The following is a 21,540-nucleotide window of genomic DNA, read 5'->3' as shown; positions in this document are numbered from 1 at the left end:
ATAAAAATGATGAAAATAACATTATGTACGTACTAGTATACTATTATTTTCACTATGTGTGTAATGTTTTTATAAAAAATGTTACACTGTTGTAATAATTGTCTCTTTTTGTCACAATATGCATGAAAAATATGTTGAAAATTATAATAAAAAGGCTGTCTAGAAAATTCTAGCAGCCTTTTTATTATAATTTTTTATGTTCATTTTTATTCGTAACACCGAGATGTTCTTGTAGTGTTGTCGATATATTATTGACGCTTTTTTCATTTGGAACGTAATAATAAATACCACCTATATATTTATCAGTACCTTCTACTTGCAATTTGTCCATTTTTAAGTTTGAACCCATTGAATTTTTTGCAATTGTCATCATATCATCAAAAGTTAAATTTGTTTTTAAGTCTTTATCGACAGCGTCTAATAGACCACCGATCTTATTAATGGAATTAAGTGATAGTGCTTTTTGAGCGATAGCTTCTAAAACAAGTTGTTGTCGTTGACCGCGCATATAATCACTATCGATATGACGAGTTCTTGCTAGTGCCAGTGCTTCCTCTCCATTTAAATGTTGACGTCCCTTTTTAAGGTGAACAGCATCTGCTTCATCTTTACTATTTTGTTCTGTGAACTCCACTGGAACATCTACAGTAATTCCACCAAGGGAATCGACAATTTTGATAAAGGATTTAAAGTTGAATTTTACATAGTAGTCAACTGGAACATCTAAAAAGTTCTCTACCGTATCAATCGTGCTATCTACACCACCGAATACGTGCGCATGTGTAATTTTATCGTATTTATCACGTGATTTAATGTATACACGTGAATCACGTGGAATACTGACAAGCTTAACAGATTTATCGTTTTTATTAATTGTGGCAAGTAATAGTGCATCTGTACGAGTTGCTTTTCCGTAATTTTTGTCCCTGATTTCACTTTCATCAACTCCCATAATGAGTACAGAAATGTTATCAGTCATAGGTTTAACGGCTTTTTCACGTTTGCTGGATTTATCCCCACGGCCCAGTTCAGAATAGGCATTACTTAACACAGACTTTGCTTTACTGTATATATGGAAGGAATAGCCTCCGGCTCCAAGTGCTACAACCAGTAATGGAATAAGCAGGAACCAAAGTAGGCGTTTTTTCTTTGAGCGTCCTTTTTTGGCTCGAGTATCTTTATTCATATCGGATTTCATCATTTTTTCTCCTTTAAAACTATCAAAGTATATACATCTAGAAGCGCATTTAAACACATAAAAAATATTGTACGCTAAATAAAAGCGATTGTACATGTATAAAAAATAGATGTCTTGATTATTTATAAAGACATCTATTCGTTATTGTATACAAAAGATAGGGAGAAGAAAATGATAAAATTTTACCTAATTACAACATAATGCTTACGATAATTGCAGATAAAATGCTAACGAGAGTTGCTCCGTATAGTAATTTAAGGCCAAATCTGGCAACGACGTTTCCTTGTTCTTCGTTTAATCCTTTTACCGCACCTGAAATAATGCCGATAGAAGAAAAGTTGGCAAAAGAGACGAGGAAGACAGAAATAATACCAACTGTACGAGGAGAAAGGCTATTAGAAATTTTACTAAGATCCATCATGGCTACAAATTCATTCGTTACAAGCTTCGTTGCCATAATGCTACCAGCTGTGACAATTTCAGAACTTGGTACACCGATAAGAAACGCAATTGGTGCAAAGACGTAGCCGATTAATTGCTGGAAAGTAATGCCGAATATAATGAGGAATAGATCATTAATGCAGCTCATTAATGCGACGAATCCGATAAGCATAGCACCGACAACGATAGCTACTCGAAAGCCATCTAGAATGTACTCTCCAAGCATTTCAAAAAAGCTTTGCTTTTCGCCTTTTATTTCTAAAATATCTTCGTCATCCCTCACGTCGTAAGGGTTAATGATAAGTACGATAATAAAGCCGCTAAATAAATTGAGAACGAGTGCGGTTACTACATATTTAGGTTCGATCATTGTCATATAGGCACCTACGATAGACATAGATACAGTTGACATGGCAGATGCACAAAGTGTATAAAGACGGTGTTTTGGAATTTGAGCTAATTGTTTTTTGACCGTAATAAAAACTTCTGATTGGCCGACAATGGCAGATGCGATAGCATTGTAAGACTCTAATTTCCCAAGACCATTTATTTTGCTAAGGAAGTAACCAATCCAACGAATGAGAAATGGTAGTATTTTGAAATGTTGCAATATACCAATTAAGACGGAAATGAAGACAATTGGTAATAAGACAGTAAGGAAAAATGGCATTTCACCTTTATTGGCAAGGCCGCCAAATACGAAGTTTATACCATCAGCAGCATACTCGAGTAGCTCTGTAAACAGACTAGAAATGACCCGAATAAGTATGAGGCCAAATTCTGTATTTAATAATAAATAGGTTAAAATTAACTGTATAATAAGCATGATGAAAATAGGTTTCAATTTAATATGTTTTTTATTGTTACTAGCAATATAAGCAAGGAAGAAAACAACGATAAGTCCTACGAAAAAAGTAATAAATTTCATAGTAAGCCCCCTAATAGAGATATTCTGCTATATATGTTTTTCATTTCAAGGGAGAATATGCATCTTTGGTAAAGAAAGGAATAGAGAGAGTATGAATATATGTAGAGTACACCACGTTGCAATTATTTGTTCAAATTATGATGTGTCAAAAGATTTTTATACTAGGATATTAGGTTTTGAAGAGGTAAATGAGGTATATAGAAAGGAACGAGATTCTTATAAGTTAGATTTATGTGTAGGGGGAGAGTATCAAATTGAATTATTTTCATTCCCAAGTCCGCCTGAGCGCCCGAGTTTTCCAGAAGCGTCTGGACTTAGACATTTAGCATTTGCTGTTACAAATATAGAAGAGGCTGTAAAACATTTAAACGAATGTGGTGTTGAAACTGAGTCGATACGTATTGATGAAATAACCGGAAAAAAATTTGTTTTTTTCCAAGATCCGGATGGTTTACCTTTAGAATTGTATGAGGTTTGAAATTGGTGAATTTTATATAGGGTTGCTTTTGAGTAAATGAAGAAACTAAAGTGAAACTTCTTTTTTAAAGGAGGTGTCACTTTAGCTAAGAAAGCTAAAGGATATATGTGGATATTTTAAAATTACTGATGGTAGTCATTCTTATTGCATTAACAGGTTTTTTTGTAGCTGTTGAGTTTGCAATTATTAAGGTGCGTAGCAGTCGTATTGACCAACTCGTTAGTGAGAAACGACGAGGAGCATTGGCAGCAAAAAAAGTAACTTCAAATTTAGATGAATATTTATCAGCATGTCAGTTAGGTATTACCATTACCGCTTTAGGGCTTGGGTGGTTAGGCGAGCCGACTATAAAACATTTACTAGAGCCGTTGTTTTTAAAACTACACCTATCTTCTGCAATTGCAAGTACCGTTTCATTTATTATTGCTTTTGCAGTTATTACGTTTTTACATGTTGTTATTGGTGAACTTGCTCCTAAGACGTTCGCCATACAAAGAGCAGAGCAAGTTAGCTTATTATTATCGAAACCACTTATTTATTTTTACCGAGTAATGTATCCGTTTATTTGGGCTTTAAATGGTTCAGCAAGGCTTGTAACAGGGTTATTCGGATTACATCCGGCTTCTGAACATGAAGTTGCTCATTCGGAAGAAGAATTACGATTAATCTTATCTGAGAGTTATGAGAGCGGAGAGATTAATCAAAGGGAATTTAAATATGTAAATAATATTTTTGAATTTGATAATAGAGTGGCAAAGGAAATTATGGTGCCTCGTACGGAAGTTGTAGGTTTATATGAGGACGAACCATTTGAAACACATATTAAAATAATCGCACAAGAAAAATATACGAGGTATCCTGTATTTGGTGAAGATAAAGATGAAATCATTGGAATGGTTAATGTAAAGGATTTATTTATTCGTTATATGGATGGTAATCGGGACGAGGAGTGCTCAATTATGCCATATACAAGGCCGGTCATTGAAGTGCTAGAAAATATTCCAATTCATGATTTACTATTACAAATGCAAAGAAAACACATTCCATTAGCTGTGTTGTATGATGAATATGGTGGTACAGCTGGGATTGTTACATTAGAAGATATTTTAGAAGAAATTGTTGGGGAAATTCGAGATGAATACGATGAAGATGAACACCCGCCTATAGAGCATATAAGTGAAGGGTGTAAAATCGTAGAGGGGAAAGTGCTTATTAGTGAAGTAAATGATTTATTTGGCATACACTTAATCGCTGATGATGTAGATACAATTGGTGGGTGGATTATGGTACAAAAGCAAATCGTTGCTGAAGGAGATATTATTGAAAAACACGGCTTTTCTTTTAAAGTTCTGGAAAAAGATATGCATCAAATTAAACGAGTGGAAATAAAGAAGGGAGAAGAATGATTTTCTATAAAAGGTATATATAGAAAATTAAATGTTTGCGCTTTCAAAAAAGGTACTATATAGTGAAGGTGGACACTGAAAAATTCTTCTGAATGATACTCGTATTTTTAGAGGGCGAATTTTTTAAATAGGGATTTAGAATGAAAAGTATAGGTGATGAAAATGATAGCAACGAAGGATATACGTATAGAAAAAGATTTTTTAGGTGAAAAGGAAGTACCAAGTAGAGCTTATTATGGTGTACAAACATTACGTGCGGTAGAAAACTTCCCGATTACAGGATATCGCATCCATCCGTCACTCATTACGGCAATGGCAATTGTGAAAAAAGCGGCGGCACTTGCAAATATCGATACTGGTTACTTAGCGAAAGACATTGGGCACGAAATTGCAGAGGCAGCGCAAGAAATTGTTGATGGGAAATTTCATGATCAATTTATCGTAGATCCAATTCAGGGCGGTGCTGGAACTTCTATTAATATGAATACGAATGAAGTAATTGCTAATCGAGCGTTAGAACGTATGGGATATGAAAAAGGCGAGTATGCAAAAATTAGCCCAAATACGCATGTAAACATGGCTCAGTCAACGAATGATGCGTTCCCAACGGGAATTCATATTGCAACTCTTATGATGTTAGAAGAACTTCTTATTACAATGGAAGAACTTCATGCTGCTTTCCGTGCAAAAGCAAACGAGTTCGATCATGTCATTAAAATGGGACGTACGCATTTACAAGATGCTGTTCCGATTCGTCTTGGACAAGAATTTGAAGCGTATAGCAGAGTGCTTGCGCGTGATATAAAAAGAATTAAACAATCTCGCCAACATTTATATGAAGTGAATATGGGGGCGACAGCTGTTGGTACGGGATTAAATGCAAACCCTACCTACATTGAACAAGTAGTTAAACACTTACGAACATTTAGCGGATTCCCACTTGTTGGTGCAGAGCATTTAGTTGATGCAACGCAAAATACAGATGCATACACAGAAGTATCTGCAGCGTTAAAAGTATGTATGATGAATATGTCTAAAATTGCGAACGACCTTCGTATTATGGCATCTGGTCCACGTGTTGGATTGGCGGAAATTCAATTACCAGCTCGTCAACCAGGTTCATCTATTATGCCGGGTAAAGTAAATCCTGTTATGGCAGAAGTAATTAATCAAGTCGCTTTCCAAGTAATTGGTAATGATCATACAATTTGCTTAGCGTCAGAAGCAGGACAACTGGAGCTCAACGTAATGGAACCGGTGCTCGTATTTAATTTAATTCAATCTATTAGCATTATGAATAACGGATTCCGTGTATTCCGTGAATATTGTATTAAAGGAATTACAGCAAATGAAGAATTGCTGAAGCAATATGTTGAGAAAAGTGTTGGAATTATTACGGCAGTTAACCCTCATATTGGTTATGAAGCAGCATCTCGCATTGCACGTGAAGCAATTGAAACAGGAAAATCTGTTAGGGAGTTATGTTTAGAACATGGTGTGCTAACAGAAGAAGAATTGGATATTATTTTAGATCCATTCGAAATGACGCATCCTGAAATTGCTGGAGCTTCTTTACTAAAGAATAAGAAGATGTAATGTAAAAAAAAACCGATCCATTTGGATCGGTTTTTTTTTAAAAGATATTAAATACAGCGTTTAATTGAAGTAAGCTAATGATAGCTAAGAAGATTAGACTGTATTTCATTGCTGTTTTAAATAGGGCAGATTCTTTACCAACTAGTCCAACTGCTGCACAAGCAACTGCTACAGATTGTGGTGAAACCATTTTTGCCATTGTACCACCTACTACGTTTAATGCAACAAGAGTAGAAGGAACGATGTTTAATTGATCTGCAGTTACTGCTTGAAGCGGTGCGAATAATGAACCACTTGATACTACTGAACCTGTAATGAATACGCCAATCCATCCTAAGATTGGAGAAAGAACTGGGAATGCATTACCAGTAGAAGAGAATGCAAGTCCAAGTGTAGATGACATACCAGAGTAGTTTTCCACGTAAGCTAAAGCGATAACACTACAGATTGTATACACTGGAGCTTTTAGTTCTTTTATTGTTTCAACCATTAATTCTTTAACCATTTTACCTTTTACGCGGTACACGATAAGTGAAACGATAATCGCTAATACGATTGCAGTAGTTGTAGATGAGAATACATCAAATTTGAAAACAGCTGCGAAAGGTGTGTCAGCTTTTGTAATTGGTGTAGTTTTCATAACAGCGTTATGAAGACCAGGGAATTGAATGTTAAATACTAAGTTTGCTAGTGCGCCATCCGGAGCAAATAACGCTTTAATTGGTTTTAAATTAAAGATTGTTACGAATGCAGTTAAGAATACGAATGGAGACCAAGCATATAAAATTTGATTGAATGTATGTGATACTTTTTCTTCTTGTTTTTCTTCTTTAGCAGAAGATTTTGGCTGCCAAACACGTAAGAATAATGCAAGAGAGATCATACTTACAACGGCTGCGAAAATATTAGTAAGTTCTGCACCTAAGAAGTAAGTTACAACGAACTGAGTAATTGCGAAAGAAATACCACTTACAAGAATACCTTGCCAAGTTTCTTTAATACCTTTAATTCCATCGACCATTGAAACAAGTAAGAAAGGTAATACAATACTAATGAATGGTAGAATAAGAACAGTTTGACGACCGATAGTTAATGCATCTAATTCAGTTAATTGTGCTGGTACTGTAACTGGGATACCCATAGCACCCATAGCACCACCAGCGATGTTTGCTACTAAACAAATACCTGCTGCTTTTAATGGGTTAAAGCCCATACCTACAAGTAGTGCAGCTGTAATAGCAACTGGAACACCTAGACCAGCTGCGCCTTCTAAGAAAGCACCGAAAGAATAAGCGATTAATAATACTTGTAAACGTTGATCATTTGTAATACTTGAAATACTATCACGAATGATGTTGAATTGCTCTGTTTTAACAGTTAATTTGTAAAGGAAAATTGCTGCGATAACGATAGTACAAATTGGGTAAAATCCGGATAAAATACCGAATCCGGCAGATGCTACAGCTACTGTTGCTGGCATTTTATAAACGAATATAGCAAGAATAATAGCGACAATCACACTGTAAAGCCCAGCGATATAACTTTTCATTTTCAGTCCCATTAAACAAATGATGAAGCAAAAAATTGGAAGTGCTGCGATTAGAGCAGATAACCAAATATTGTTTAATGGGTCATAAATTTGTGTCCAAGTACTCATAATAATGACAACTCCTATCTATTTTATGTGAAGAAATTCACATTATTTGTGAAACTATTCACAATCAACTTACATGCTTAGTATATTCTCCTTCAACACTATTGTCAACGTAAAAAAGTATAATTATTCCATAATAGTGTTAAAAGAAATGCTTTGTTCATAAAGTAGACAAAAAGCCCACTCAAATCTATTTGAGTGGGTGAGATAAATGATTTGCATATTCTTTTCTTAGAGTTGTTTATACATTATTGATCTTACAGCTCTATAATAGAGACCGTCTTTGTTTTAAATATAGAGTTGCAGAATGTAGCGCTTGCCCTATTTGATCAAATTAGGAGTGGGACAGGAAATGTATTTAATAGGAAGTATTCCATCATAGTTCAAGCTAGTGAATATGAATTAAAAAGTAATAAGTTAATATTTAATGTTACGGCAGCTTTTTTTACTGAAAATTCCTTTTAGCGTAACAAAGAGGTTAAATATAACCCAAATACGTTACGATAGGTTATCAATTATAGACGGTATTTTACAATATCATTACTGCACATTGCAATGAGGTAAAAATATAACAAAAAGCCTGATAAAACAACGTTTGCAAGCAAAGTATTTGCAGCCCGTTGTTTTGCTTTTTCGTTATATCGTATAGTATAATATTCAAAATCAGCAAGGAATTTTTCCTGAGTCCTTTGCTGGTTAAGGTGGAAAAAATTTTCAGCTTTATAGGTTGATAAAGTTATGTCGTAACAGGAAATATAAGAACAGATATATAAATAAATAAAAAGAAAATAAAACGAAAATGAGGGGAACTTTATGAGCCAAAATCAATTCGAATGTCGTATTTCAGAAGAAGATGTACAAATGTTAAGAGCGTTAGCGCATCCGTTGCGTCTACGCCTAGTAATGGAACTAATGCAACGTGGAACATGTAATGTAACACAATTACAGGAAGTGTTAGAAATTCCGCAATCAACAGTTTCGCAACATTTAACGAAATTAAAACAAAATAAAGTAGTACGCTTTGAACGACGAGGACTAGAAGTGTATTATCAAATTCATAATGATAAAGTAAGTGAAGTAGTAAAAACATTATTTTCTTAAAATTTGAATATTATGGAAAAAGACGTATGGAACATGCGTCTTTTTTTATTTGTCAGAAAGGTAACATGAGGGAAAATGTTGGAATGTAAGGAAGAAAAGACTATTAATTAACATGCTGGCTATATGGAATATATTCTAAAGGGAAAAGAAAAGATAGAAAGGAGTGTAGCAAGTAAAAGGAGGAATGGTAGTATGGATGTAAAACGTGTGAAACAAATTTTATCTTCTTCAAGTAGAATTGACGTTACATATGAGGGCGTACCAGTATGGATTGAGAGCTGTGACGAGCAGAGTGGAGTTGCTCAAGTGTATGATGTATCTAATCCTGGAGAAAGCGTCCACGTGAACGTGACGGCTTTAGAGGAGAAGTAATAGAAAAGACGCTTCTAAATGTTTAGAAGCGTCTTTTTATTTCTTATTCCATCATATGTGCAATTTTCTTAGAGAACATAAGAAGTACTAATCCGAGTACGATTACGATAATACCGATACTTGCGAATACTTCTAAATATCCTAAAGATTGAGTGAAAGCAGCTAATTGTCCTGCTAGTAAGTTTGCAAAGCCAGTACCAGCTAACCATACACCCATTAATAATGATGCTAATTTAACAGGAGCGATTGCACTTACCATAGATAATCCGATTGGTGATAAGAATAATTCACCAATTGTATGGAACATGTAAGTGAATACAATGAATAGTAAGTTTGCTTTCATTGTAATGTTACCTTCGTCGCTACCAGTTTTTAATACAGCTAAAGTTAGAACTAAATATCCAATCCCTAGTAAAATCATACCAAATGCCATTTTTGTTGGGATTTTTAAATCACCATTTTTTGTTTTCGAAAGTTTAATCCATAATGCAGAAACAGGTAATGCTAGTAAGATAATGAATAGTGGGTTTACAGATTGGAACCAAGGTGTTGGAATTGTAAATCCACCAATTGTACGATCCACAAATTTATCTGTGTAAAGTGTTAAAGAACTACCTGCTTGCTCAAATCCTGCCCAGAAGAATACTACGAAACAAGTTAAAATTAAAATTGCAGCAGTACGTTTTTTCTCTTGTGTTGTTAAAGGTTTTTTCTCGATTGCTTTTGCGTTTTTTTCTTTAGATTTTTTCCCTACAACAGTTGTTCCGATAGAACCTAAGTAACGAGGTGCTAAGAAATTAAAGGCAAGTTGTCCAATAATCATACCGATACAAGCTGTTAAGAAACCGTATCTATAATCTGCGAAGTAACCGCAAATGAAAGGAGCGATAAGAGCACCTAAGTTAATTCCCATGTAGAAGATAGTGAAGGCACTATCACGACGAGAATCGTTTTCGCTATATAATTGACCTAATAAAGTCGAAATATTTGGTTTGAAGAATCCGTTACCAATAACTAATAATCCTAATCCTAAAAATAGTCCAGTTTTTGTGTTCATTGAGAATAGTACAAAGTTACCAATTGCCATGATAATACCACCAATAGTAATGGCATGGCGCTTCGTAATGAAATGGTCAGTTAACCAACCACCGATAATCGGTGTGAAGTATACTAACATTGTGAAAATACCGTAAATTTGAACTGCAACTGCTTTATCAAATCCTAAACCGCCGCTTACTAAGCTCGTTGTTAAATAAAGAACTAATAAGCCACGCATTCCGTAATAACTAAATCTTTCCCATGCTTCTGTAAAGAACAACAAGTATAACCCTGGTGGATGTTTTTTTGGTGATTGTTGCTCTCCAGCTTTGTCTAATTTTAAAGCTGCATCCATTTTTGTTTCCCCCTAATCCTGTATAACGGATATTTATGTAATCATTTTAATTTACAAAATATTTAGAAGTCAATAGAATTATATGGAAATAGAAAGAAAATTTCTAAAAAAGTTCTATTTTACTTCGGCCGTTACTGTATTTTGCCCTGAAAACAAGATGATAAGCGTTTTCAAATGTAATAATTGAATTCTAAAAGAAAATAAAATAGTGATTAATCAGAAAATTTAGATTAAAATATTTATTCTGATATAGAGAAAATATATTCTATTTACTTTTATAATATAACATATTGGGAATAAAAATACAAAACGAAATAATGTGACATTTAAGTGAATTGAAAAATAACCAGCTCCACAGAATGGGAGCTGGTTAAGGAAATACTATTTAACAAAGCGTTTTTCGATATCATCTAATAGTAAGTTAGCAGCCATTACGCCACCAGCTGTATTCCAAATCACATCATCAACTTTGTATGCTTTACCATTTTTCACTGCATTTAAGTTTTTAAATAGTGGATCATTGATATATTCTTTTTCTAATTCAGAGCCTTTTTTCTCGTTTCCTTTATCGAATGTGAAGTAGAACAATACATCGCCATCCATTGCAGAAATACGTTCTTTAGATACGTTACGCTCTGCGAAGTCATCTTTATTTTGATCGCCAGGACGTTTAAATCCAAGTTCTTTTAAAATAACACCAGAGAATGTATCACCATGATAAATACGAACATCACCAGGCATGAAGCGAACCATAGAGATTTCTTGATTTACTTTATCACCTAGTTTGGCTTTTAAATCTTTCATACGTTTATCGTAATTAGCTAAAACCTTTTCGCCTTCTTTTTCTTTATTTAATGCTTTCGCATAAAACTTGAAGTTATCTTTCCATTCACCGCGTAATGTTTCAGAAAACACAGTAGGTGCAATTGCTTTTAGTTGCTCGTACACTTTTTCGTGACGCATTTTGTTACCGATAATTAAGTCTGGTTTTAAAGAAGCGATAGTTTCTACGTTCACTTGTCCTTCATCACCAACAACTTTTACATCTTTCATTTTATCTTTAATATGTGGATACCACGGATCACCAGTCCAAGATTTTACAGCCCCAACTGGTTTAACACCTAATTCAAGTAAAGCTTCAGTACCTTCATTTGTTAAAATGACTACACGTTTTGGATTAGCAGGAACTTCTGTTTTACCCATTGCATGTTCCACAGGAATCATTTCTTTTTTCGTATCTTCTTTTGTTTCTTCTTTCGTATTTGATTTTCCACAAGCACTTAAAAGTAGTGAAAATGCTAATAAAAATACAAATACTGTAAACGATTTCTTTCGCATGAATTTCATTATGTACCCCCTACATATTGAGAAGTTTTTTCAATAGCAAGCATGATATTAAGCCTTTATCTTCTGATTGTCAATACATATGGTTGAAAATAATTCTCATTTCCGTTGACAATGCGAATTAAGTTGAAATACACTTACAACGTATCATTATACATTGAAGGGGAAACGCTGCATGTTATTAAAAACAAATCGAGCAAAATGGATTGGATTATTTGTTGGGATCATTGCAGTCATTACTTGTATTTGGGGAAGTATTATTTTCGGATATACAAATACGAGTTGGAAATTAGCGTTAGATGCTTTTTTCCATTTTAATGGGTCCAATGAACATATTATTATTCAAAATGTGCGTCTACCAAGGGCATTAATTGCAGCGAGTGTTGGTGCTAGTTTAGCCATTGCAGGTTGTCTTATGCAAACTTTAACGAAAAATCCACTTGCTTCTCCAGATTTTATTGGATTAAATTCAGGTGCTGCTTTCTTCATAGTTGTAGCAATTGTTATTTTTTCCGTGACATCATTATCAGCTTTCACGTGGATTGCCTTCTTAGGTGCAGCAATTGCAGCTGTACTTGTATTTGCTTCTAGCTCTTTAGGAAAAGAGGGGACAACGCCTCTTAAATTAACGTTAGCAGGGGTGGCAATTAGTGCGTTATTTTCATCATTAACACAAGGATTACTTGTTTTAAATGAAAAGGCGCTTGAAGAAGTATTATTTTGGCTTGCCGGATCTGTGCAAGGAAGAAAGTTAGAAATTTTACAATCAGTATTCCCGTATTTATTAATAGGCTGGATTGCATCTATTATGATGGCAGGGAAAGTAAATACATTGATGATGGGGGAAGACGTTGCAAAAGGACTTGGTCAAAGAACGATTTTAATGAAATCATTCGTACTACTTATTATTGTCCTGTTATCCGGTGGTTCAGTTGCGGTCGCTGGTCCGATTGGGTTTATTGGTATTGTTACTCCGCATTTTGCCAGATTTCTTGTTGGGGTCGATCACAGATGGAGAGTACCGTATAGTGGTTTGTTAGGTGCAATACTATTGATTTTAGCTGATATAGCAGCAAGATATGTCATTATGCCACAAGAAGTACCAGTAGGGGTTATGACAGCATTTATTGGGGCCCCATTCTTTATTTATATTGCACGTAAGAGAGGGCTTAGCAAATGAAGAAGTATATTCCGTTTCGTATAGGAAAAGGCGGGCTCTCGTTTTTAATGTACAAACGAGCTTGTCTCGTCTTATTCAGTTTACTAGTTGTTTTAATAGGATTGTTTTTTGCGAGTGCAGGTATGGGAGACATGAAAATTGCTCCTTATGATGTATGGCAAGCGATTACTGGAAATGGCGATGCGATGTCCAATATGGTTGTAAATAAGTTTCGTATGCCTCGTATTTTAATTGCTATCCTTGTAGGAATCGCACTTGCTGTAGCAGGATGTATTTTACAAGGCCTCGTTCGAAATCCACTTGCTTCACCTGATATCATCGGGATTACAGGTGGTGCAAGTGTTGCAGTTGTATTATTTTTAGCTCTATTTAGCGATAAAAATAACGCGCTAACTGTAAGCATTCATTATATGCCGTTAGCAGCCTTTGCTGGGGCAACGATTGTAGCGCTTTTTGTATATTTATTTGCATGGAGAAATGATGGGTTATCACCGATTAGCCTTGTTTTAATTGGTGTTGGGTTTTGGGCATTAACGAAAGCAGCAACGACTTTGTTTATGTTGTTAGCACCAATTTATCAAGCGAGTCAAGCGAATGTATGGATTACAGGTACTGTGTACGGTTCTTCATGGCAAAATGTTATGGTACTTGCGCCGTGGGTTCTCATCTTAACGGTAATATCATTTATAGTTGCTAGACATTTAAATGCGCAAGAGCTAGGGGATGATATTGCGGTAGGACTTGGTGTTCCTTTAACGAAATCACGAGTATTCATGTTATTACTTAGTACAGCTTTAATTGGTGGAGCAGTTGCCTTTGCCGGAGGAATTGGATTTGTCGGTTTAATGGCACCTCATATTTCACGAAGACTAGTTGGTTCTTTATACGGTGCATTACTCCCAGTTGCGGCGATCGTTGGTGCAATTTTAGTACTTGCTGCAGATTTAATTGGGCGTACAGTTTTCACGCCACTTGAAATTCCAGCAGGGGTATTTACATCAGCAATTGGTGCACCTTATTTTATTTATTTACTTTATAAAAGTCGGAATTCATAAAGGGAGATGAATATGCAAAAAGCATTGGAGACGAAACGTTTGACGTTGTCTTATGGTGAAACAATTATTATTGATGAGTTGAATTTAGAAATTCCAAAAGGCGAAATTACAATCTTTATCGGTTCTAACGGCTGCGGGAAATCAACTTTATTACGTTCGCTAGCTAGATTATTAAAACCAACAACTGGTGACATTTTGTTAGATAATCAAGCCATTCAAAGTATGCAAACGAAGCAAATTGCTCGCCAAATGGCAATTTTACCGCAAGGACCGCAAGCGCCAGAAGGGCTTACAGTATTGCAACTTGTAAAGCAAGGACGTTATCCGTATCAAACTTGGTTGAAACAATGGTCAGAAAAAGATGAGGAAATGGTACAAAAAGCACTTGCTGCAACAGGTATGACAGAATTTGCTGAGCGTGATGTGCATGCTCTTTCAGGTGGACAACGTCAACGTGCTTGGATTGCAATGACGCTTGCACAAGATACAGATATTATTTTACTGGATGAGCCTACTACCTATTTAGATATGACTCACCAAATTGAAGTGCTAGATTTATTATTCGAATTAAATGAAACAGAACAAAGAACAATTGTTATGGTACTACACGATTTAAATTTAGCATGCCGTTATGCAGATAATATTGTAGCCATTCAAGATAAACAAATATATGCACAAGGTAAGCCAGAAGAAGTAGTGGATGAGAAACTAGTACGTGATGTATTCCGAATGGAATGTCAAATTAGTACGGATCCGTTATTTGGGACGCCACTTTGTATCCCGCATGGAAAAGGAAGACGTGTACGTAAAGAAGTTGCTCATGCAATGAGATAATGAAAAAGACGATGAGAGGTTCATCGTCTTTTTATTTTCGGCAAGAGAATAAGAGGAAGAGGGGAATACGTAAACGTCGTTCATATTCTTCCGTATTTTGAAAATAAGTTTGGTTTGGTGTAGCTTCTTTTATGTTTGTAATCGTAAATCCAGTTTGTTGTAATAATGAGAAATATTCTTCCATTGTACGATGATATTTAATAACTTCTTGATTAATCCAAGGTTCAACGCGTTTACCCAGTTTAAAATAATCATCGACGAGCCAGTTCGTTCTTTTCTCGCTCGTTTGTAAGCTTTCAAATGAAGAGGTAATAATAGGATGTTGAACGCTAAAAGTAAAGGTTCCATTTGTTTTTAAAGTTTCGTACACATTTTGAAAAATGATAGGAAGATGTTCAATATAATGTAAGGCGAGTCTAGATGTTACTAAATCAAAAGTAGCAGGAGGGTATGTGTAGTCTTTGAGGTTTAAAAAATGGACGATCCCATTTTTATCTTCTAGTTGTTTTTTAGCTTTTTTATACATAAGTTCGGAGCCTTCAATACCAGTGTAAGAGTGGCAGTCTTTTTCTAATAATTCCTTGCCAAATTTTGCGTCACCGCAGCCTAAATCGAGAATTCGCTTTCCTTTCACATCACCAATGAGTTGAAAAAAGGCTGGCTTTTCAAGTGATTCATTTGGGCTATTTTCTCGGTATCTTCGTTTCATATATTGTTCAAAAAATGCTTCGTTATTATACACATCAGATTCAGTAAATGCCATGATTGAAGCCCCCTTACATATTTTTTTTATTCTACCAAATATGAAAAGTAAATGATAGATTTCTTGTAATGAATCATATATAATCTAGAATTGTAAGCGGTTACTTTAAACTATTTTTCTATAATAAATTCTGAAAACGTGTTAAGCTAGTAGAGGGATTATTAGAACTATTAAGACAATAATTCGCTTACATGAATGATGGGAGGCTTCACGATGTCTAGTAAAACACTTGCAAAATTTTTAGAAGAAAATTTAGAGGATTTAAAATCAAAGGGGCTTTATAACGTAATTGATCCGCTCGAAAGTTCAAATGGACCGATTATTACAATTGGCGGAAAAGAATATATTAACTTATCTTCAAACAACTATCTTGGATTAGCAACAGATAGCCGTTTGCAAGAAGCTGCAATTGGTGCAATTCATAAGTACGGCGTTGGAGCAGGAGCGGTTCGTACAATTAACGGTACTTTAGATTTGCATATTAAATTAGAAGAAACAATTGCAAAGTTTAAACATACAGAAGCAGCGATTGCTTATCAATCAGGATTTAATTGTAATATGGCAGCGATTTCAGCTGTTATGGATAAAAATGATGCGATTCTTTCAGACGAGTTAAACCATGCTTCTATTATTGATGGTAGTCGTCTATCAAAAGCAAAAATTATTGTTTATAAACATTCTGATATGGAAGATTTACGCCAAAAAGCAATCGCAGCGAAAGAATCAGGACTTTACAATAAATTAATGGTAATTACAGACGGTGTCTTTTCAATGGATGGAGATGTTGCAAAACTACCAGAAATTGTTGAGATTGCGGAAGAATTAGATTTAATGACATACGTAGACGATGCACACGGTTCAGGTGTACTTGGTAAAGGGGCAGGAACTGTAAAGCACTTCGGTCTGTCTGATAAAGTTGATTTCCAAATTGGTACATTATCAAAAGCAATTGGGGTAATTGGTGGATATGTAGCAGGGAAACAAAACTTAATTGACTGGTTAAAAGTTCGTTCACGTCCATTCTTATTCTCTACAGCATTAACACCAGCTGATGCTGCAGCTTGCATGAGATCAATTGAAATTTTAATGGAAAGCACAGAGTTGCACGATCGTTTATGGGAAAATGGTCGCTATTTAAAACAAGGGTTAAAAGAACTTGGCTTTAACATCGGAGAAAGTGAAACGCCAATTACACCTTGTATTATTGGTGACGAAGTATTAACACAAGAATTTAGTAAACGTCTAAATGAAGAAGGCGTATATGCAAAATCTATCGTGTTCCCAACTGTAGCTAAAGGAACAGGACGTGTTCGTAATATGCCAACAGCAGCTCATACGAAAGAAATGTTAGATGAAGCAATTCGTAAGTATGAAAAAGTAGGGAAAGAAATGGGCATCATTTAAGTAACGACATCTTTTGAATAGCTTGCAAATGAGGAGTGGGGAAAATGAAAAAAATTCTAGTAACCGGTTCTTTAGGGCAAATTGGTTCTGAACTAGTAATGAAACTTCGTGATGTATACGGCGCATCAAATGTTATTGCAACAGATATTCGTGAAACAGATAGTGAAGTAGTAACGTCTGGTCCATTTGAAACGTTAGATGTAACAGATGGACAAAAACTACATGATATCGCAAAGCGCAATGAAGTAGATACAATTATTCATTTAGCAGCTTTACTTTCAGCAACAGCAGAAAAAAATCCGTTATTTGCATGGAATTTAAATATGGGCGGACTTGTAAATGCATTAGAAGCAGCTCGTGAATTAAACTGTAAGTTTTTCACGCCAAGTTCTATCGGTGCATTCGGTCCATCAACACCGAAAGATAATACACCACAAGATACAATTCAACGTCCTACTACGATGTATGGGGTAAACAAAGTAGCAGGGGAATTACTATGTGATTATTATCATCAAAAATTTGGCGTTGATACGCGCGGTGTACGTTTCCCAGGTTTAATTTCTTACGTAGCTCCTCCAGGAGGCGGAACAACTGACTATGCAGTTGAAATTTACTATGAGGCGATTAAAAAAGGCACATACACCTCATACATTGCAGAAGGAACATACATGGATATGATGTACATGCCAGACGCTTTACAAGCGATTATTTCATTAATGGAAGCTGATCCAAGTAAGCTAGTGCATAGAAATGCATTTAATATTACAGCAATGAGCTTTGAGCCAGAGCAAATCGCAGCGTCAATTCGTAAACACATCCCGACGTTTACAATGGATTACGCTGTAGATCCAGCTCGTCAAACAATTGCTGATAGCTGGCCAAACTCTATTGATGCAACAGCGGCAATGAAAGAGTGGGGCTTTAAAGCAGAATATGATTTAGACAAAATGACAACGGACATGTTGGCTAAGTTAAAAAAAAAGCTCACAGCTGAGTTAGTGATGAATTAATAGGAAGGGTCGATTCTTAGGAATCGACCCTTTTAATTGAAGGAGGAAAGCAACATGCAAAGAGTTGACGTCGTATATGCACTAATACATGATGAAGAAACAGATAAAGTATTAATGGTACATAATGTAGAACAAAACGTTTGGTCATTGCCAGGTGGGGCTGTTGAAAAGGGTGAAACGTTAGGGGAAGCTCTAGTAAGGGAAGTAAAAGAAGAGACAGGTTTAACTGCCGCGCTTAGTGGACTTGTTGCGATCAATGAAAAATTCTTTGAAGAGTCAGGAAATCATGCGCTACTTTTTACATTCCGAGCAAATGTAGTAGCAGGTGAACTTATTGCAGAAGATGAAGGAGAAATTTCCGCAATAGAGTGGGTGGACAGAGCAATTGCAAATGAACGATTCCCATTCTACGATGGAGGATTCGATTCATTATTAGAAGTAGCCATTCCATACAAGTTTCAGCCAGAAACAAAGTGATTGAAATAAAAAAACAGGAGCGACAACGCTCCTGTTTTTCTATTCAATCGTCTTCAGTAATAATTTTTTCAATAGTGGTTTAATCTTCAGACGTAAATCTTCAGCGTGATTTGCAACTAAGAAGTGATGGTTATAAATGTTCTTCATTAATTGATAAGTTGCTTCTTTCGCTTCGCCTTCTTCGATGAAAATTCCGATTACTTCCATACCACTTTTACGAGCAAGTTTGACAGCTTCATGCGTATCTAAAATACCGTCTTGTTGGTAGTCTAGCGCAGAAGGTTCACCGTCTGTGAAGACAAGTAAGAATTTATGTTTTTCTGGTCTTTTTGCAAGCTTTTCAGAAACGATACGAATAATATATCCGTCGCGGTTATCTTCTTCTTCGCGAAGCTGCATAATTTCTGGACCAACGTTTGGTAACGTTGAGTTTTTATACGTTACAACTTCATGGATAACGTTCGGCTTATCTTCAGGTTTAGCACTAGAAGCATCTTCCCAAAATCCGCTAATAGCGTGCGGGATTTTTAAAGATTTCAACGCTTCATGGAATAGGACCACACTCTTTTTCGTTTCTTCCATTTTGTTATACATAGAACCAGAGCAGTCTACTAATAGTTGGAATGCAACGTCGAGCTCTTGCGATTCTTGCCCTTTTTTATAAAACATGCGAGGCTGCTTTTCAGTATAAATACGAAGGAATTTCTTACGAAGTCTTCCGTAATATTTATCACTATTTGCATTCGTTTTATTTTCAATCGTTTTTTCGATAATTTTCTTTAATTCTTTTACATCTTTATTAACGACTGATTTGATAGCTTGGTAATCCTTTTTCTCATCAGGATTTGGTTTACGTGCTTCTTTAAATGTATGAGAAGCGCCAGTGTTATATTTACCATATGCACCATCATTTTGACTAGAAGCGTGAGAAGCTCTTGCTTCTTTTGTGTCAGCACCATCAAAGTTAGATTGTGTACTTTTTTGAGAAGTACCTTGTACAGAGCCAAGTGCTTGGTCGCCATCTTCTGATTCGCGAGCAGTGTCACCCATCATATTTGTTTTTGTTCCGCTTTCTAATTCAAAGCGTAAAAAGTTCTCGTTTTCATTGTTTTTATTTTCACGGTGCCATGTTGAGAAGCTTTCATCCATTTTGTTTTTATTTTCATCGTCATCTATGAGCTGCGTATCATCGTTTGCTAAATCTTCGACGCGACAGTTTTTTTCATCTGCAATGACAGATAAATAAAGCGGTGCATGCCCGAAATAGTTGTTCAGCATATCACTTTCAAGAAGCTCCTCTAAGCGATAGCGAATTTTCTCAACGATATACATAATATCTTCCGTATTACGAGCTTGGAATGTTTCATGCAAAATAGCTTCAATTTGCTCGAAATATTCATTATTAAACATTTCATATTTATCGCTCGTTAATGAAAGATAGCATAGACAAAATAGACGATCACCGTGATAGTTACGAACGCGATTGATTTCATTTTGTGAGCTAAAGTAATTGCGATACATTTCTTTTCTTCTTTTAAAAACATGCTTTGTGCCAGGGCGTAAGTTTTTTACGATTTCCTCAACACGTAAATCTTCTAATAGAACAAATAATTGTGTTAAAAACTTTTTTAAGGGTGATTCTTGCAATTCAATTGCATAAGAACGAATTAAAGTCATGTCCGAGTAATGTTTATTACCAAGTGCTTTTAAAAACACTTCGCTTTTTAATCCGATTACTGTATCCTCTTCTTTTCGATCATCCCAAAAGTGACTAATGACAACCTTTTTTTCAATTTCGTCGTAGTATGCTTTATAGCCATACTCAAGGTAGGCATCATCTTCTTTGAGAAGGGCATACATTAAGTTTTCCATTTGTAGAAACAGCGACGCATCAATTTTTTTGTCACTAAAAATTTGTCTCATGAATTATCCCTCAAAGAAATAACTTTCTGCTAATTCACGGACAGTCATTTGTTCTGTTTCATCGTTTAATTTTGCGATAATACTACGTTCAATTGCACGCATAACGGGAATATATACACCTAAATCACATGCATCGATAATGCCACGAATACTTGCTGCTTCTTCACTTACGCGGCCATCACGAGCTAAAGGCATAAGATCGCTTGCAAATGCAACAAACTTTTCAATTGTTGCAACATCTTTTAATTTTGATTCTGCTAATAATAATTCTTTTAATGTATCACCTTGAATGTAAGGAACTTCAATAATAACGAAACGGTTTTTTAACGCTTCGTTTAGTTCACTTGTACCAACGTAACCTTCATTAATTGCAGCGATTACGCGATATTCGTCATCACCGTATACAACTTCTTGTGTAAACGGGTTTGTAATCATTTTACGGTAATCTAATGCACCGTGAAGAAGTGGTAACGTTTCAGGTTTTGCCATATTGATTTCATCAATATATAGGAAATGACCGTTCTTCATTGCTTTCATAAGAGGACCGTTAACGAATGCAACTTCAGATGCGCCATCTTTCGTTTGTAGTGTGTTGTATCCTAAAATACCTTCTACATCTAGGTCGACAGAACAGTTAATGCTATGCATTGGTTTTTGGAATAAAGAAGAAAGCGTTTCAGCTAGTACTGTTTTACCACTACCAGTCGGTCCTTTTAATAGAATGTTTTTACCAAGAAGAAGTGCTGTAATGGCATCTTCTATAATGCTATTATCAGATGCTTTATATATTTTTGTACCGATTAAATGTGCATTTTCACCAGCTTCTTGCTTATTCTTTTCGTGAATTGTAGAGAGCTGTTGTTTTAAATCAGCATGTATATGAAATTGTTCTAACATGTATGTCCCACCTAACATTATTTTCATAAAGTAATACATCTTATGATAACTTGTTTTAATATGGTATGCAAAGAAAAGGGGAGGGG

The 21,540-nt window shown here is 35.4% G+C and carries 19 protein-coding genes; 11 read left to right on the top strand and 8 right to left on the bottom strand.

Annotation, left to right across the window (positions count from 1 at the left end):
- Positions 1–184 precede the first annotated feature (184 nt).
- Positions 185–1,201, bottom strand: a complete 1,017-nt coding sequence (locus tag MR070_RS19105; protein WP_044791402.1) for an LCP family protein — start codon at positions 1,199–1,201, stop codon at positions 185–187.
- 187 nt (positions 1,202–1,388) lie between these two features.
- Positions 1,389–2,567 carry a NupC/NupG family nucleoside CNT transporter gene (locus tag MR070_RS19100; protein WP_242261812.1) on the bottom strand — a complete coding sequence of 393 codons (1,179 nt, stop codon included), beginning with the start codon at positions 2,565–2,567 and terminating at the stop codon, positions 1,389–1,391.
- Between the two features lie 91 nt (positions 2,568–2,658).
- On the opposite strand from MR070_RS19100, the gene gloA2 reads away from it, so the two are divergent.
- The 3 genes from gloA2 (at position 2,659) to aspA (ending at position 6,047) form a co-directional block, all read left to right on the top strand.
- A complete protein-coding gene (gene gloA2 / locus MR070_RS19095) occupies positions 2,659–3,045 on the top strand; it encodes an SMU1112c/YaeR family gloxylase I-like metalloprotein (RefSeq protein ID WP_001017665.1) in 387 nt (128 codons plus the stop codon).
- Between the two features lie 107 nt (positions 3,046–3,152).
- On the top strand, positions 3,153–4,451 hold the full coding sequence (locus MR070_RS19090; RefSeq protein ID WP_000353305.1) for a hemolysin family protein: 1,299 nt from the start codon (positions 3,153–3,155) through the stop codon (positions 4,449–4,451).
- 162 nt (positions 4,452–4,613) lie between these two features.
- Positions 4,614–6,047, top strand: coding sequence for an aspartate ammonia-lyase (gene aspA / locus MR070_RS19085; protein ID WP_000562151.1), 1,434 nt, complete (start codon positions 4,614–4,616; stop codon positions 6,045–6,047).
- A gap of 37 nt (positions 6,048–6,084) precedes the next feature.
- Here aspA and MR070_RS19080 read toward each other — a convergent pair whose 3' ends face one another.
- Complete coding sequence (locus MR070_RS19080; protein WP_242261811.1) at positions 6,085–7,704, bottom strand: L-lactate permease; 1,620 nt, start codon at positions 7,702–7,704, stop codon at positions 6,085–6,087.
- 810 nt (positions 7,705–8,514) lie between these two features.
- Between MR070_RS19080 and MR070_RS19075 the strand changes: the two genes are divergently transcribed.
- Together MR070_RS19075 and MR070_RS19070 are read left to right on the top strand one after the other, a co-directional pair.
- On the top strand, positions 8,515–8,802 hold the full coding sequence (locus tag MR070_RS19075) for an ArsR/SmtB family transcription factor (RefSeq protein ID WP_000081429.1): 288 nt from the start codon (positions 8,515–8,517) through the stop codon (positions 8,800–8,802).
- Between the two features lie 192 nt (positions 8,803–8,994).
- Positions 8,995–9,174: an acid-soluble spore protein H gene (locus MR070_RS19070; RefSeq protein WP_000382683.1), complete on the top strand. Its 180-nt coding sequence runs from the start codon at positions 8,995–8,997 to the stop codon at positions 9,172–9,174.
- A 43-nt stretch (positions 9,175–9,217) separates the two neighbouring features.
- Here the strand turns inward: MR070_RS19070 and MR070_RS19065 are convergent, their stop codons facing one another.
- Both MR070_RS19065 and MR070_RS19060 read right to left on the bottom strand, forming a co-directional pair.
- Positions 9,218–10,567 carry a peptide MFS transporter gene (locus MR070_RS19065; RefSeq protein ID WP_000338308.1) on the bottom strand — a complete coding sequence of 450 codons (1,350 nt, stop codon included), beginning with the start codon at positions 10,565–10,567 and terminating at the stop codon, positions 9,218–9,220.
- 381 nt (positions 10,568–10,948) lie between these two features.
- Positions 10,949–11,914, bottom strand: a complete 966-nt coding sequence (locus tag MR070_RS19060; RefSeq protein WP_242261810.1) for an ABC transporter substrate-binding protein — start codon at positions 11,912–11,914, stop codon at positions 10,949–10,951.
- A 172-nt stretch (positions 11,915–12,086) separates the two neighbouring features.
- On the opposite strand from MR070_RS19060, the gene MR070_RS19055 reads away from it, so the two are divergent.
- Genes MR070_RS19055 through MR070_RS19045 form a run of 3 tightly spaced genes read left to right on the top strand, consistent with a single transcriptional unit; the run spans position 12,087 to position 14,980 of the window.
- The gene (locus tag MR070_RS19055) at positions 12,087–13,091 is read left to right on the top strand and encodes a FecCD family ABC transporter permease (protein WP_000925216.1); all 1,005 of its coding nucleotides are present in this window, start codon (positions 12,087–12,089) and stop codon (positions 13,089–13,091) included.
- A complete protein-coding gene (locus MR070_RS19050; RefSeq protein ID WP_242261809.1) occupies positions 13,088–14,146 on the top strand; it encodes a FecCD family ABC transporter permease in 1,059 nt (352 codons plus the stop codon). Before MR070_RS19055 ends, MR070_RS19050 begins: the two co-directional genes overlap by 4 nt.
- Before the next feature lie 12 nt (positions 14,147–14,158).
- Positions 14,159–14,980 carry an ABC transporter ATP-binding protein gene (locus tag MR070_RS19045; protein WP_001167959.1) on the top strand — a complete coding sequence of 274 codons (822 nt, stop codon included), beginning with the start codon at positions 14,159–14,161 and terminating at the stop codon, positions 14,978–14,980.
- A gap of 31 nt (positions 14,981–15,011) precedes the next feature.
- Here MR070_RS19045 and MR070_RS19040 read toward each other — a convergent pair whose 3' ends face one another.
- On the bottom strand, positions 15,012–15,743 hold the full coding sequence (locus MR070_RS19040) for a class I SAM-dependent methyltransferase (protein ID WP_000885950.1): 732 nt from the start codon (positions 15,741–15,743) through the stop codon (positions 15,012–15,014).
- Positions 15,744–15,956: 213 nt separating this feature from the next.
- Between MR070_RS19040 and MR070_RS19035 the strand changes: the two genes are divergently transcribed.
- Genes MR070_RS19035 through MR070_RS19025 form a run of 3 tightly spaced genes read left to right on the top strand, consistent with a single transcriptional unit; the run spans position 15,957 to position 18,634 of the window.
- A complete protein-coding gene (locus MR070_RS19035) occupies positions 15,957–17,147 on the top strand; it encodes a glycine C-acetyltransferase (RefSeq protein WP_000095906.1) in 1,191 nt (396 codons plus the stop codon).
- Between the two features lie 44 nt (positions 17,148–17,191).
- Positions 17,192–18,157 (top strand): L-threonine 3-dehydrogenase, encoded by a 966-nt coding sequence (locus tag MR070_RS19030; RefSeq protein WP_000723139.1) that lies wholly within the window; start codon positions 17,192–17,194, stop codon positions 18,155–18,157.
- 54 nt (positions 18,158–18,211) lie between these two features.
- A complete protein-coding gene (locus MR070_RS19025) occupies positions 18,212–18,634 on the top strand; it encodes an NUDIX hydrolase (RefSeq protein ID WP_242261808.1) in 423 nt (140 codons plus the stop codon).
- A gap of 39 nt (positions 18,635–18,673) precedes the next feature.
- On the opposite strand, the gene MR070_RS19020 is transcribed toward MR070_RS19025, so the two are convergent.
- Together MR070_RS19020 and MR070_RS19015 are read right to left on the bottom strand one after the other, a co-directional pair.
- Positions 18,674–20,557 (bottom strand): vWA domain-containing protein, encoded by a 1,884-nt coding sequence (locus MR070_RS19020; protein WP_001248871.1) that lies wholly within the window; start codon positions 20,555–20,557, stop codon positions 18,674–18,676.
- A 3-nt stretch (positions 20,558–20,560) separates the two neighbouring features.
- Positions 20,561–21,454 carry an ATP-binding protein gene (locus MR070_RS19015; RefSeq protein WP_000892968.1) on the bottom strand — a complete coding sequence of 298 codons (894 nt, stop codon included), beginning with the start codon at positions 21,452–21,454 and terminating at the stop codon, positions 20,561–20,563.
- Between the last annotated feature and the right edge of the window lie 86 nt (positions 21,455–21,540).

The organism is Bacillus cereus group sp. BfR-BA-01453, from assembly GCF_022662915.1.
Taxonomy (GTDB): domain Bacteria; phylum Bacillota; class Bacilli; order Bacillales; family Bacillaceae_G; genus Bacillus_A; species Bacillus_A paranthracis.
This window is presented reverse-complemented; position numbering and strand designations above follow the sequence as displayed.